Source organism: Erythrobacter sp. K21-9, assembly GCF_055808355.1.
Window position 1 is genome coordinate 839,592 of the sequence record NZ_CM147866.1, and the last position, 13,306, is coordinate 852,897.

General features: G+C 62.9%; 17 protein-coding genes and 1 pseudogene. 9 read left to right on the plus strand and 9 right to left on the minus strand.

Annotated features, from left to right (window positions below; all coding sequences use genetic code 11):
• The first annotated feature begins 109 nt into the window (after nt 1–109).
• A complete protein-coding gene (locus AC0L39_RS04245; RefSeq protein ID WP_473260981.1) occupies nt 110–271 on the plus strand; it encodes a hypothetical protein in 162 nt (53 codons plus the stop codon).
• A 7-nt stretch (nt 272–278) separates the two neighbouring features.
• Here AC0L39_RS04245 and AC0L39_RS04250 read toward each other — a convergent pair whose 3' ends face one another.
• From AC0L39_RS04250 to crcB, 4 genes are read right to left on the minus strand one after another with little or no spacing between them, the layout of a single operon-like run.
• Nucleotides 279–998, minus strand: coding sequence for an ATP12 family protein (locus AC0L39_RS04250; RefSeq protein ID WP_473260983.1), 720 nt, complete (start codon nt 996–998; stop codon nt 279–281).
• A complete protein-coding gene (locus AC0L39_RS04255; protein ID WP_473260984.1) occupies nt 995–1,885 on the minus strand; it encodes an HAD hydrolase-like protein in 891 nt (296 codons plus the stop codon). The genes AC0L39_RS04250 and AC0L39_RS04255 overlap by 4 nt, the downstream gene beginning before the upstream one ends.
• A gap of 2 nt (nt 1,886–1,887) precedes the next feature.
• Nucleotides 1,888–3,099, minus strand: coding sequence for an RluA family pseudouridine synthase (locus AC0L39_RS04260; RefSeq protein WP_473260986.1), 1,212 nt, complete (start codon nt 3,097–3,099; stop codon nt 1,888–1,890).
• Nucleotides 3,096–3,503 (minus strand): fluoride efflux transporter CrcB, encoded by a 408-nt coding sequence (crcB, locus tag AC0L39_RS04265; RefSeq protein ID WP_473260988.1) that lies wholly within the window; start codon nt 3,501–3,503, stop codon nt 3,096–3,098. Before crcB ends, AC0L39_RS04260 begins: the two co-directional genes overlap by 4 nt.
• A 277-nt stretch (nt 3,504–3,780) precedes the next feature.
• On the opposite strand from crcB, the gene rpsU reads away from it, so the two are divergent.
• The 8 genes and pseudogenes from rpsU (at nt 3,781) to gatB (ending at nt 9,405) form a co-directional block, all read left to right on the plus strand.
• Nucleotides 3,781–3,987: a 30S ribosomal protein S21 gene (gene rpsU / locus AC0L39_RS04270; protein ID WP_006834591.1), complete on the plus strand. Its 207-nt coding sequence runs from the start codon at nt 3,781–3,783 to the stop codon at nt 3,985–3,987.
• 140 nt (nt 3,988–4,127) lie between these two features.
• The gene (locus tag AC0L39_RS04275) at nt 4,128–4,757 is read left to right on the plus strand and encodes an FKBP-type peptidyl-prolyl cis-trans isomerase (protein ID WP_473260990.1); all 630 of its coding nucleotides are present in this window, start codon (nt 4,128–4,130) and stop codon (nt 4,755–4,757) included.
• 16 nt (nt 4,758–4,773) lie between these two features.
• The gene (gatC, locus tag AC0L39_RS04280) at nt 4,774–5,076 is read left to right on the plus strand and encodes an Asp-tRNA(Asn)/Glu-tRNA(Gln) amidotransferase subunit GatC (RefSeq protein ID WP_473260992.1); all 303 of its coding nucleotides are present in this window, start codon (nt 4,774–4,776) and stop codon (nt 5,074–5,076) included.
• Between the two features lies 1 nt (nt 5,077).
• Entirely contained in the window at nt 5,078–6,559 is a 1,482-nt protein-coding gene (gene gatA, locus AC0L39_RS04285) for an Asp-tRNA(Asn)/Glu-tRNA(Gln) amidotransferase subunit GatA (RefSeq protein ID WP_473260994.1), read from the plus strand.
• 29 nt (nt 6,560–6,588) lie between these two features.
• Nucleotides 6,589–6,921, plus strand: a pseudogene (locus tag AC0L39_RS04290) (acyltransferase family protein); the annotation flags it as partial.
• A 130-nt stretch (nt 6,922–7,051) separates the two neighbouring features.
• Entirely contained in the window at nt 7,052–7,708 is a 657-nt protein-coding gene (locus AC0L39_RS04295; protein ID WP_473262505.1) for an acyltransferase family protein, read from the plus strand.
• A gap of 1 nt (nt 7,709) precedes the next feature.
• Nucleotides 7,710–7,916 carry a hypothetical protein gene (locus AC0L39_RS04300; protein WP_473260996.1) on the plus strand — a complete coding sequence of 69 codons (207 nt, stop codon included), beginning with the start codon at nt 7,710–7,712 and terminating at the stop codon, nt 7,914–7,916.
• The gene (gene gatB, locus AC0L39_RS04305) at nt 7,909–9,405 is read left to right on the plus strand and encodes an Asp-tRNA(Asn)/Glu-tRNA(Gln) amidotransferase subunit GatB (RefSeq protein ID WP_473260998.1); all 1,497 of its coding nucleotides are present in this window, start codon (nt 7,909–7,911) and stop codon (nt 9,403–9,405) included. The genes AC0L39_RS04300 and gatB overlap by 8 nt, the downstream gene beginning before the upstream one ends.
• A 3-nt stretch (nt 9,406–9,408) precedes the next feature.
• On the opposite strand, the gene AC0L39_RS04310 is transcribed toward gatB, so the two are convergent.
• From AC0L39_RS04310 to AC0L39_RS04330, 5 genes are all read right to left on the minus strand, one after another.
• Nucleotides 9,409–9,954: a DUF5655 domain-containing protein gene (locus AC0L39_RS04310; RefSeq protein WP_473261000.1), complete on the minus strand. Its 546-nt coding sequence runs from the start codon at nt 9,952–9,954 to the stop codon at nt 9,409–9,411.
• A gap of 16 nt (nt 9,955–9,970) precedes the next feature.
• Nucleotides 9,971–10,516 (minus strand): SRPBCC domain-containing protein, encoded by a 546-nt coding sequence (locus AC0L39_RS04315; protein WP_473261002.1) that lies wholly within the window; start codon nt 10,514–10,516, stop codon nt 9,971–9,973.
• On the minus strand, nt 10,513–10,860 hold the full coding sequence (locus AC0L39_RS04320) for an ArsR/SmtB family transcription factor (protein ID WP_473261004.1): 348 nt from the start codon (nt 10,858–10,860) through the stop codon (nt 10,513–10,515). Before AC0L39_RS04320 ends, AC0L39_RS04315 begins: the two co-directional genes overlap by 4 nt.
• 65 nt (nt 10,861–10,925) lie before the next feature.
• On the minus strand, nt 10,926–12,551 hold the full coding sequence (locus tag AC0L39_RS04325; protein ID WP_473261006.1) for a peroxidase family protein: 1,626 nt from the start codon (nt 12,549–12,551) through the stop codon (nt 10,926–10,928).
• A 233-nt stretch (nt 12,552–12,784) separates the two neighbouring features.
• Complete coding sequence (locus AC0L39_RS04330) at nt 12,785–13,090, minus strand: hypothetical protein (protein ID WP_473261008.1); 306 nt, start codon at nt 13,088–13,090, stop codon at nt 12,785–12,787.
• Nucleotides 13,091–13,306: the final 216 nt, after the last annotated feature.

The window sequence follows — 13,306 nt, forward strand, 5'->3', positions numbered from 1 at the left end:
CTGGTGCTCGACAATGACGATACGCCGCTATTGGCTGCGCAAAGCGTGCGCGGGACGCTGATGGAAATGGGCTACGATGCGGGCAGTTCGACCGCCGTCGTCCGCTTCGATGCGATCTCGCACCTACGCCGACGGCACAGTCGCCTCGCGCCGGTTCGAGGCGAGCGAGAGCGGTATCCTGCCCGAACCCGGCTCGGTCGGCCCTGCGCTCAACCGCGCAGCGAACACGGTCGCGGGCGAAGTGGCGGACTGGATGACGGAAGCGGGCTGAGACGCCCTCAGCGTGAACCCGCAGCCCGCACGAATTTCCACGCGCTGAGAAAATCGCTCGCGCGTTTGGCGCGCTGCGCCTCGGCCTCGGTATCGCGGCCCCACAGATCGGCCTGCCATTCTTCTTCGAGGCTTGCCGCCCGCCATAGCGCTGCGGCATTGGCGTCGCTTTCTTGTGCCGCAGAGGACAGGGCGATGACCAGCGAAGCCGCAAGCGATGTCATCGCCTCGATCCCGGCCAGTTCGAACCCGTTCTTTTCCGCGAGCCGGGTTTTCAGTGTAGCCAGAGCCTGCTCGCTTTGCGGGTGGTGGACGATGCCGCTCACCCGGGCGAGTGTGATGCCTTCGCTCTCTTCGAAAGCCTGCACGACCGGCTCCCACACGTCTTGCTGGCGCGCATAGAGCGGCTCGTCGGGGTCGGCGCGGTAGAGCAGCGTGTCGGTGTCGCCGAACGCGATGAGCTTGTCAGTTACAACGCCGGTGTCGGCTCCGACGATATCGATGGCGTAATCGGCCATGTCGCGCAGCGGAAACAGTCTTGGATCGAGCTCTTCGCCCTGGATATCCCATTCGTCCGCCAGCACCTGGGCCAGCGTCTTGCTGGGCAGGATTTGCGGCGTACCCTTCACCGTCTTGAGGCCGCGCCCATCGAGCGTGACCTGCCAGCCGCCGCTTTCGCCTAAGCTTTCGACCTCGCGGATGCCCACCGCGTCGAAAAACCGCTTCATTCCTGCTCGTCTCCGGCGTCCGATTTCCATTTCTTCGCGAGCATGGGCGGCGCAAAGAAGAATGCGATCATCCCGGCGAGCGCCAGCACCACCCCAAGCGCGTAAGGCAGATCAACGAGGCTGCGAGCAATCGCGATCCCCACGATGACGGCGCCGATGGCGACGATCCTCACCGCGTTCATTATCATGTAGCGCTTCTGCGCGAGCGCATCGGTGTCTTGAAGGCCGCTCACAGCGCGCGCTCCAGTGCCGCGCCCAGATCGGCCACGCGGTCCACGACCTCGGCTCGCTCCGGTCGCGCGCAATTCCTCCGGCGGGTGGTAGCCCCACGCCACGCCGAGTGCGCGGACATTCGCAGCGCCCGCCATCTGCATGTCGAAGCTGGTATCGCCGATCATCACCGCTTGCCCCGGCGCTGCGCCTGCCTCGAACAGGGCTGCCTCCAGCATGGCAGGGTGCGGTTTGGAGGGGTGGCGGTCGGCGGTCTGGAGCGAGACGAACAGGCCCGCAAGGCCGTGCCCTTCGAGGCAGGCGGTCAGGCCGCGATCCGACTTGCCAGTGGCGACCGCGAGGCTCCAGCCATCGCCGTGCAGCGAATGGAGCAATTCGGCCATGCCATCGTAAAGCGGTTCGTCGAGCAGGCCTTCCTCGCGGCGCGCGCGAAAGCTCGATTTGTAGAATTCCGTGACGTCGCGCGCCTTGTCCTCGTCAAGCTCGGGCGCAAGCTCCCGCACCGCCACGCCGAGGCTCAGGCCAACCATGCGGCGCACCTGGTTGCTGTCAGGCGCGGGCAAATCGGCGCGGGTAAAGGCGCGCTCCATTGCCCAGCACACATCGGCTTGCCCGTCGACCAGCGTACCGTCGCAATCGAAGACCGCCAGCTTCACGCTCATTTCTTGCGGCGTCCGGGCCGGGGCTTGCCCTTGCCTTTACCCTTGGCCTTGGCCGCAGCCTTCGCCTTTTTCTTGGTGGTTTCGGCTGAGATCGTGCGGCTCTTGCGCTCGCCCCGGCGGTCCTTGCGATATTGCTTGGCATGGCGCCGGGCGGCCTGCTTCTTTTCGGTCGGCGTGCGCTCGGGCGCTTCGTCGCGCACGGGCGAGGCATCGGACAGCGACAGGTCGAAACCGAGCGCTTCCATGCTGGAGGCGAAATGCTCGGGCAGCTCGGCGGTCACGTCCAGCTTGCCGCCGCCGGTCGCCGCGCCCGCAGCCTCGTTGCCGGGCTGCGAAATGATGAGGCGGCGCGCGTGGAGGTGCATCTTGCGGCTGATGCTGCCGGTCAGGAAAGCGTCCTGCCCGCCATATTTGCCGTCGCCGACGATGGGGTGGCCGATGGCCGCCATGTGCACCCGCAGCTGGTGGGTGCGTCCCGTGAGCGGTTCAAGTTCGACCCATGCGGCACGCGATCCGGCGCGCTCGACCACGCGGTAGCGGGTGCGCGCGACTGCGCCACCTTCCTCGTCGACATGCATTTTTTCGCCGCCCGTGCCCGGCTGCTTGGCGAGCGGGGCGTCGATCGTGCCTTCGCGCACTTCAGGCGCGCCGACGATCAGCGCCCAGTAGACCTTGCGGGCGCTGCGGCCCGAGAACCTCCGCGAATAGGATGCCGCGCTGCCCGGAGTGCGCGCGATCAGCAACACGCCCGAGGTATCCTTGTCGAGCCGGTGGACGAGGCGCGGACGCGGTGTCTCGGCGTCCTCGACAAACGCGTCGAGCAGCCCGTCGACATGCTTGGTCGTCTTGCTGCCGCCCTGCGTCGCGAGGCCCGGCGGCTTGTTGAGCACGATGGCGCTCGGCGTTTCGCGGATCACCATGGCGTGTGCCTCGGCAATTTCGTCCGCGGTCAGCTCGCGCTTGGGGCGAGGGGCCTTATGCCTGGCCTCTCCGCCCGGAGGGACGCGCAGGGTCTGCCCTTCGGCGAGGCGGTCTTCGGGCTTGGCGCGCTTGCCATCGACGCGGACCTGACCGGTGCGCGCCCAGCGCGACACGGTGGCAAAGCCGATCTGCGGCAGGTTACGTTTGAACCAGCGATCCAGACGGATGCCGTCATCGTCCTCGCTCACGGTGAATTGGCGGACCTGCGCTGCAGCTTTGGGTTTCATGCTGCCCCCCGCATGATGAGAAGACCGACGTAAAGCGCTGCCAGCCCTGCAAGGACCGAAACGGCGGCATAGATGACCGCCAGCCCGGCAAAGCCGCGCTCGATCAGCAGCAGCATTTCAAGCCCGAAGGCGCTGAATGTGGTGAACCCGCCAAGCAGGCCAACGCCAAGCAACAGGCGCAGTGTTTCATTGGTGTGCCCGGTGCGCGCCAGCCACCCGAACAGCACGCCCATCGCCAGGCATCCGATCACGTTGGCCGCCAGCGTCGGCCAAGGAAAAGCCGCGCCCGCGCCGACCTGATGCATGACCGCCCGGCCCAGCTGATACCGACCCACAGCGCCGATAGCGCCGCCAAGCGCAACGGTGGCAGAAGCGGCCAAAGGTGATAGGGTGAGGGTGGTCATTTGCAGCCCTTTAGCGACCACTATGCATCCTGCATAGCGCCGAAGGCAGTTGCAATCGGCGCGGCACCGCCGTTTGACGCTTTGATATCTTGCCAATTTATGCAGCAATCGCTATACGGGCCCTAGTTCGAGCGCGTTCCGAGCCTTGAAAGGGTGGGAATAGCGCCGTTTTTAACGTCAAATTTACGCGCACTCCCGCGATTCGACAGCGGGGCTTCGGTATTCGGGTTTTCGATCATCGGGGCGGGGCGCAATTGGAATGAGGTAGAATTCGTTTATGCAAATCATGGTTCGCGATAACAATGTCGATCAGGCCCTCCGCGCGCTCAAGAAGAAGCTGCAGCGTGAAGGCGTTTATCGCGAAATGAAGCTGCGTCGCCATTACGAAAAGCCCAGCGAAAAGCGCGCCCGTGAAAAGGCTGCCGCCGTTCGCCGCGCTCGCAAGCTCGAGCGCAAGCGCATGGAGCGTGACGGCATCAAGTAATGCTGGCATTTGGGCGGAAATCCGCTTGAACGCTTACACATGATAAGCCATCAGGGCGCGGTATCATTCCGCGCCCTTTTGCTATCCAGATTCCGCGGGACCAATCCCGCCAGAAGCGCGCATCCGATCAGGGAAATCCAATGACCGAAGTTACCCGCGTCCCCATCAAGCCCGTGACCGACGGTTCGCTGACCAAGCTGTGGCTTGGCGTGGCGCTCGCCATCCTGCTCGGCGGCGGCCTTGCATGGGCAGCGATGCCCAAGGGGCTCGACATTGACACGCTCGTGGCTGGCGAGGGTGCGAGCCCGCAGGCCGGCGATGTCGCCTTCGTCAAATACAAGGGCAAGCTGGCCTCCTCCGGCGAAACCTTCGACGAATCGCAGGACATCCCGCTGCCGATCCAGGGCCTGTTTCCCGAAGGCACGCCGTTCCCGATCGAGGAAGGCGCGACCATCGACGGGTTCTTCAACAGCCTTCAGCAGATGCAGAAGGGCGGCAAGTACGAGGTCTATATCCCGTCGGAACAGGCCTACGGTGCGGAGCCGCCTCCCGGCGCGCCGATCCCGCCCAATGCCGACCTGATCTTCGAGATCGAGCTGGTCGATTTCATGTCGAAGGAAACATTCGACCGAAACCTGCAAATCCTGCAGCAGGCCATGCAGCAGCAGGGGCCCGGCGGGATGCGCGGACCTCCCGGCGGACCTGCAGGTGCGCCTCCGCAGAACGCGCCCGGCATGCAGCCGCCGCCCGTTCCCCTCCCGAACGAATAATCCCGAGAGACATGCCATGTCGGTAGACAAGCAGACCGTCGCCAAGATCGCGTCGCTGGCGCGGATCAAGATGGGCGACGATGAACTCGAAAACCTTGTGCCCGAGCTCAACAACATCCTCGAATGGGTCGAGCAGCTGGGCGAAGTGGACGTGCAGGGCGTGGAGCCGATGAGCGCGGTGATCCCGAACACGCTGCGCCTGCGCGAAGACGTGGTCGATGCCGACCCGAAAACTGCTGGCGGGCGGCGCGACGACGTGCTCGCCAATGCCCCTGCCGCCGAACACGGATTTTTCGGTGTGCCCAAGGTGATCGAATAATATGACTGATCTCACACAGCTTGGCGTGAAAGCCATCCGCGACGGTGTACGCGGCGGAGACTTCACCGCCCGCGAAGTGGCGGAAGATTTCAACGCTGCCGTAGCCGCCGCAGCGCAGCTCAACGCCTTTATCGTGACGACGCCCGATCACGCGCTCGCCGCTGCCGACGCCGCCGACAAGGCCCGCGCCGATGGCAAGGATCTCGGGCCGATGGCGGGCGTGCCGATCGGGATGAAGGACCTGTTTGCAACGCGCGGCGTCCAGACCACCGCCGCCAGCCACATCCTCGAAGGCTTTTCGCCGCACTATGAAAGCACCGTCTCGCAAAACCTGTGGGATGCGGGGGCCGGGATGCTGGGCAAGCTGAACCTCGACCAGTTCGCGATGGGGTCGTCCAACGAAACCAGCTATTTCGGCAATGTCTCCTCGCCGTGGCGCAAGGAGGGCACCAATGCCGCGATGTCGCCCGGCGGTTCCTCAGGCGGTTCGTCGACAGCGGTTGCAGCGCGCATCGCGCCTGCTGCGACTGGCACCGACACCGGCGGCTCGATCCGCCAGCCCGCCGCGTTTACCGGGATTTGCGGGATCAAGCCGACCTATGGCCGCTGCTCGCGCTGGGGCGTGGTGGCGTTTGCGTCCTCGCTCGATCAGGCCGGGCCAATGTCGCGCTCGGTCGAGGATTGCGCGATCATGCTCGGCGCGATGGCGGGCTTCGATGCGAAGGACGCGACCAGCCTCAAAATGGACGTGCCCGACTGGGAAAGCGCGCTCAGCGCAGACCTCAAGGGCAAGAAGGTCGGCATCCCCAAGGAATACCGGATGGAGGGGACCGATCAGGCGATCCTCGACAGCTGGGAGCAGGGCAAGGCGTGGCTGAAGGATGCGGGCGCGGAAATCGTCGACATCTCGCTGCCGCACACCAAATACGCGCTGCCCGCATACTACATCATCGCCCCTGCCGAGGCGTCCTCCAACCTCGCGCGCTATGACGGCGTGCGGTACGGCCTGCGCGACCTGCCCGATGGAGCCGGATTGCAGGACATGTATGCAGAGACCCGCGCCGCCGGGTTCGGAGACGAGGTCAAGCGCCGCATCCTGATCGGCACCTATGTGCTGAGCGCGGGCTTCTACGATGCCTATTACAATCAGGCGCAAAAGGTCCGTGCGCTCGTGGCGCGCGATTTCGAGCAGGCGTGGGCGCAATGCGACGTCATCCTCGCCCCGACCACGCCGACCGCATCGTTCCCGTTGGGATCGCTCAATGACGATCCGCTGACGATGTATCTCAACGATGTGTTCGCCGTGCCCGCTTCGCTCGCTGGCCTTCCGGCAATGAGTGTGCCCGCGACGCTGAATGAGGACGGGCTCCCACTGGGCCTCCAACTGGTCGGCAAGCCGTTCGACGAGCAGACCGTGCTCGACGCAGGTCTGGCGATCCAGCAGCGCGCCGGGTTCACCCACGCGCCGGAGAAGTGGTGGTGACAGTGGAGCAACCCGCCGCTGACGCTGCGATGCGCTTCGACGTGCTCGATGCGCTGCGCGGCATTTGTGCGCTGCTCGTCGCGCTTTACCACTTCCAGTCGAACGGCTACATATCAAGCCTGCTGATCGTAAAGAACGGCTGGCTGTTCGTCGACTATTTCTTTGTTTTAAGCGGTTTCGTGATCGCGCATTCTTATGGCACTCGCCTTGCAAACCGCGAGGTGTCCGTCGGGCGGTTCATGGGCCTGAGAATGGGGCGCATATACCCGCTCCACATCTTCGTTCTGCTGGCGTTTATTGCGCTTGAGCTGGTGCTCATCGTGTTCGGCGACACGTTGTCCCGATATGTCTCGCGTGAGGCATTCTCGGGATCACGTGGGCCTGAATCGCTGTTTCAGAGCATCTTCCTGCTACAGACATTTGGATTTGGCGATGCGCGCGGTTGGAATACCCCTGCCTGGAGCATTGCGGTACGAGATCTGGACATACCTGTTGTTCGCGTTTGTATTTCTCGCGCCCAAACGCACGATGCTTGCGATTGCGGCATTCCTCTCGGCGGGATGCGCGATCTGGATGATGGGCTTTTCAGAAGACCTCCATATCACCTTCGAAGGTGGTATCCTGCGTTGCATCTTCGGTTTCGGCATTGGGGTGCTGACCTACCATGCTTTCCGCAAGTTCGGCGGAACAGGCGGGACGGGTTGGGAACTCCTCGCTCTGGCCGCAACTTTTGCATTCGTGTCACTGACCACGCGTGCGCTCACTTTCGTTGCTCCTCTTGTCTTCGCTGCCATGATCTTCATCCTCGCCAGCCAGCGAGGTTTCATTTCAAAGGCACTCGGCGCAAAACCGTTTCAATGGCTCGGGCTGACGAGCTATTCGATCTATATGATCCATGTGTTTGTGCAGGGGCGGATCGGAGAGTTTCTGCAGGTCACCAAGATCGTCGAACTGAGCGTCGATGACATGGGCCGAACCGTGCTTCAGGGCCCACCGTTAATGGCAGACGCGATTACGCTCTCAATGCTCATCGTGGTGGTTATGGGGTCACTCGTAACCTATTACCTGATCGAGAAACCCGGCCGCGACTTGTCACGCAAATTGGTGTCGGGCAGACCCGAAATCTCCGCTGCGCAAAAGGCGGCATAGAATGCTCTTCGCGACCATCTTCCTCGTTTGTTTCGTGATCCTTGGGGGCGTCGTGATGTACCTCTCCAAGACGATCGATCACGGCGAGGCGCGGTTCGATAGCAGCGGCAAGCGAGTCAAGGATGAGCCAGCGGATAAGGGCCCGGTGCGTCCGGCGCAGCGGCTTGAAAAAGACAAACCCACCAATCAGGTGAACAACGATGAGTAATTACCGCATCCAGGGACAGACCGGCGAATGGGAGGTCGTGATCGGCCTTGAGGTCCATGCGCAGGTCACCTCCAATTCCAAGCTGTTCTCCGGCGCTTCGACCACGTTCGGGGCGGAGCCCAATTCGCAGGTCTCCCTCGTCGATGCGGCGATGCCGGGGATGCTTCCGGTGCCCAATGCCGAGTGCATTCGTCAGGCGGTGCGCACCGGCATGGCGATCGAGGCCGAGATCCACAAATGGAGCCGCTTCGACCGCAAGAACTACTTCTACGCCGATCTCCCGCAGGGCTATCAGATCAGCCAGCTGTATCACCCCATCGTGGGCGAGGGGCAGCTGCTGATCGAAGCGGATGAAAAGGGCGGCATTCCCGAAGACAAGATCATCGGGATCGAGCGTATCCATGTCGAGCAGGATGCGGGCAAGCTGATGCATGATCAGCACCCGACCATGTCCTATGTCGATCTCAACCGCAGCGGTGTTGCGCTGATGGAGATTGTCTCGCGGCCCGACATGACCTCGCCTGCCGAGGCGGGCGCCTATGTGCGCAAGCTGCGCTCGATCCTGCGCTATGTCGGAAGCTGCGACGGCAACATGGAAGAAGGCTCGATGCGCGCGGACGTCAACGTCTCGGTGCGCAAGGCTGGCGAGGAACTGGGCGCGCGGACCGAGACCAAGAACGTGAACTCGGTGCGGTTCGTCATGCAGGTCATCGAATACGAAGCAGGGCGGCAGGTCGATGTGCTGGAATCAGGCGGGAGCGTCGATCAGGAAACGCGCCTGTTCGACGTCGCCACCGGCACGACCCGGACGATGCGGTCCAAAGAGGACGCGCACGATTATCGCTACTTCCCCGATCCCGACCTGCTGCCGCTTGTGCTGGAGGATGATTTCCTCACCGAATGCCGCGCGAGCTTGCCCGAACTTCCCGACGCCAAGCGCCGCCGGTATGAGGAAGAGCTGGGCCTGACGCCGTACAATGCGCGCGAGCTGACCGCCGAGGTCGAGACATTCGGACGGTTCGAGACGCTGCTGTCGGTGACGGCGACGAAGATCGGCAAGCCCGAGGCGAAGGTCGCCACGCAGGTCGCCAACTGGTCGCTCTCCACCGCCCCCGGCGTAATGAACGCTGCCGGCGACGAGGCCGATCCGGCCAATGCCACCGCAGAGCGTCAGGCGCAGATCCTCGCCATGCAGGACAAGGGCGAGATTTCGGGTGGTCAGGCGAAGGAAATCTTCGAGCTGGTCCTGCGCGAGGGCCGCGAGCCCGAAGAGATCGCCGACACCGAGGGCCTCAAACAGGTCAGCGATACGGGCGCGATCGAGACCGCCATCGACGAAATCCTCGCGAACAACGCGGACAAGGTCGAGCAATACAAGGGCGGCAAGGACAAGCTGTTCGGCTTCTTCGTCGGCCAGACCATGAAGGCGATGCAGGGCAAGGCGAACCCGGCGGTGGTCAACCAGATCCTGAAGGACAAGCTGGGGTAGCGTTCAGCCAGCGCGCGAATAGGCGAGCTGCATCCAGTCTTTCACTTGCTGGTCGAATTCGGATGCGCTTTCGAGCCTTACCCGGTGGCTGCACATCGCGTTGTATTCCTCCAATCGTCCGCTCGCCGGATCGCCCTTTAGCGCCAGACCGAGGTCGATGCGGGTCCTGGTCGCCGGGGTAATGAGCGCAAACTGCTTCTTGCGGCGCAGGCTGACACTCGCCTTCTTGGGCGCAATTTCCACGTCCTTGCCGAGTGACTGCGCAAACGCGGCGATTTCTTCATAGAGCGGACGCAAACCCGCTTTGCCGCCGGAATATTGCGCGGCCACCAGGTCCACGTCCTCTCCGGTTTCGCGCGATTTCGATGCGATCAGGTTGGCAAAGCCGTGGCTAACGCCATGCTCCTGCTTGAGCAGTTTCATGATCTCGCCATGCTTTTCGGCGCCGCTTGCACGGATCAGAGCGATCCATTCGGGCAGCGTCTTTCCGGTCTTTTCAGGGATATTGGACAGCATCGTTGCCAGCTGGTCATCGGGTGAAGCGGCCATGGGAAACTCCTTTGGGTCAGAGGGTGTCGATTTTCTCGAAGGTCCAGTTTTCGGAGCGGCTGGAATTCGGCGTCAGCGGCTGGGCCAGTCCCATGACGCCGAGCATCAAGCGGGTGCCGAGCGAAGGCCTGCCGGTCTCGACCACCGATTTCAGGGTCTCGACAATCATCGTGCCGCCTTGCGCCATGCTCTTTTCGGTCTTCGTCCCGGCAGGCACGTTGGTGGTGATGAGCGAGAAATCGACCCCGCCCTGAACTTCGGTAAGCTCGTATGTGACCACGCAAGGGGGATCGTCGTAGGCAGTGAATTTGAACGTATGCGAATACCGATGCGGCGGATCGAATTCGATGATTTTGCCAACGACGCTGCGATATTTGCCGTTGGTTGTTTCCATTGCGACCGGCGCGCCGGTTTCCATCTCGCCGGGGGTTCGGCAGACCGCACCGAAGAAGAACGGCAGCATCTCATCGGTCTTGACCAATTCGTTCCAGACGGTCTCGATCGGGGCCTTGATAAAGGCCTTGTAGACTGCCTTTTGCGTCTTCGTTTCGCTTGTGGTCATTTCTTTTCCCCCTGCTTGGCCGCGCTTTCCGCGGCGTGTTTGATCGACGTCAGGCGCGAGGCGAAATGCTCGCTGTATCCATCCATCCAGCGTTCCTGAATGAGCCTGATGGGGACCGCGTTGAGATAGAGCTTGCGCGTGCGGCCCTCTTTCTCGCTCACCACCAGGTCGGCCCGTTCGAGCACGGTGAGATGCGCCATGATGGCGATGCGGCTGACGTCGAAATGGCTCGCCAGCTTGCCGACCGCCATGCCCGGCTCGCCCCGCAAGAGGTCGAGAATTTCCCTGCGCTTGGTGTGAGCAAGCGCGTGGAACAGGTCATCCATGTCCGAATCGGTAATCATGTAATTACATTATTACATAATGCGGCGTGAGTCAACTCGTCGCCCAGACCGCCAACTTTCCGTGCCTATTCCTGACCGCGCCGCCAGCCTTCGCGGGTCATGCCGACGAAGCGTTGACCCAGCCCTTCGGAATTGCGCTCCAGCACATCGCGCAGGCTGGTCGTGTCCTCGATGGCGGCGATGCCTTCGGGCGTGAAGGTCGCGGATTGCACCTCAGGATCGCCCCAGACATGCTGTGACAGGAGCGGGTTGGTGAGCGCCTGCGAGAACGCATCGACCGCGACCATCGATTGAAGCAGCGCTGGCAGCGGGCCGTCTTCGGTGCGCGGCTGGGCAAACAGTCCGGTGTAGAATTCCAGCCTGCCGACATCGCCGTACAGATTGCGCAAGGCCTGCTGTGTCGCCGTGTTGGGCGTGATGTCGTCCCAATCGCGGGCAGGCTTGTGCTTGAAGGCGGATTGGTAATCGACAAACGGCGCGATCCGATTCTCGCGCGCTTGCAGGATCGCAGACTTTTCGACCTCGACAAGGAATGGTGCGGTGTTGAACAGGCCCAGTTCCGCAGCGCGATTGGCGCTGACATCGACAAAGCCGTTCGCAAGCCCGCCTTCGATCAGGGCGGAATTGTTCAGCCTCAGCGCGCCGCCCGGCAATTCCTCGCCGCCCCAATTCAGCGTTTCCGGGATCAGCGAATGCCAGCGGTACAGCAGGCTGAATTCCGCCGTGATCCAGTTGGGCCGGTTCCAGTTCGCCTTCCACGCGGTCGATGGGTCGGCTGTGAGTTTGAGCGGAGTGGAGTTGATGTGGTTGATATATTCCTCGACCACGATCTTGATGAACATCACCGTGACGCAGGCGCGCGCGGCATCGAAGACGCGCTGGTCGTTCCAGTTCGGATTGAGACCCGTGATCATCGCCGCTAGCCGGTTGTGTTCGCGCAGGAACAGCGTGTTGAGCATCGCCACCTGCGGCACGGCGTTCGCCCGGTCGCCGCCCACCGCAAACAGCGTCTCGCGCGCCTCGGGAGTGGTGTGGTCGATTCCGAGCGGGGTATCGAGCAGCGGGCGTCCGGCATCGTCGGTGAAGTCCGGATTGAAGCTCATCCCTCCCGGCTCGAACAGCTTGAGCGGATATTCCTCCAACGTGCCGGTGCGTGAATTGTGCAGGCTTTCGGATTTCAGCCTGCCGCGCAGTTCGGGCTCCTCGCTCAGGGTGCGCAGCGCGAGGGTCTGTTCGACCGTGCGGCCATAGAGCGGGCATTGGTCGATCTCGTGATTGGAGGTGTTGCGCCGCCGGTCCTCGATCGTCTCGCCGCTGCCGAACTCGTTCGAGATCATGGTCCGGATGAAACCATCGGTCAGGTACTGCGCGAAAGCGGGGAACAGGCAGGTCGATTTGGGGCACAGGAGCTGGTCGCGGCTGTCCGGCGCGCGGAACAGGTCGGTCACGCGGTCGGCATCGGGGAGGTCCGGAATATCCTGCGCGGGCAAATGGCGCGCGCTGTAGCTGCGATCGGTCAGACCGCGCCAGCTCACATGATCGTTGAGTGTGCTCCACGGATGCGGCCGGTTGCGCGTGGTCTTTGCGAGGCGGCTGATGGCGAGCCGATTGATTAGGCGCGCAAGCGCGGGTGAAAGCGATGACAGCACCGACGCGATGCGATACGCCAATTTCAGGAACAACGACTGCATGACACCTCCCGGATAGCCCCCGGATGTCTACAGAGTGAGCGAATACCAGAGCGCCGGACTGTCCGCAATCGGGCGGGTTAATGCCGGCAATGGCCTTGCGGGTGCGGGCGCCCGGCGCTTGCCAGGTTCCGCTACTGAAACTGCTCGCAAGAGAAACTCTTCAGCACACGAAAAAGGCCGCCGAAGCGCTGTGCTCCGGCGGCCTTTTTGCGTGTTTCTGGCGAGAGACGCGCTTAGGCGGCCTTCGTACCCGTCAGCGGCATCGCGCCGAATGCGCCGGCATTGACGTTGCCTGCCAGCGTGTCGCCTTCGACGGTGGCTTCGCAATCGAGCGTCATCGGCATCGGGACGGTCATGTTCATCTTCCAGGTCATCTTGTTGCCATCGACCTTGCCTTCTTCGACATCCATCGAGCCCATGCCGCCGGCCATGTTGCCGGAGAAGGTGCCGTCGCCATTGTCGACCACGGTGAAGGTGCCGCTCTGGTCGCCCATCGGGCTCTTGACGGTCGTGTTGTAGGTACCGGAAACGTCAGACATGTATGATCTCCTTGCTGATCGCGGCGGCGGACCGGCGCGCGGTGTTGTTCGAGCGTGATCGGCCCGCATGGCCGTGAAACTCATGAGCGCGGTATTTACACGTGTGTCAGTGCCATTCAACCTCAATCCGGCGCGTAAGAAAAAGGGCGAGAGCCGCCGATGCGCGCTCCCGCCCTTCCTGAATTGTACTTGGCCCTCAAGGCCGTAGCGTCACCC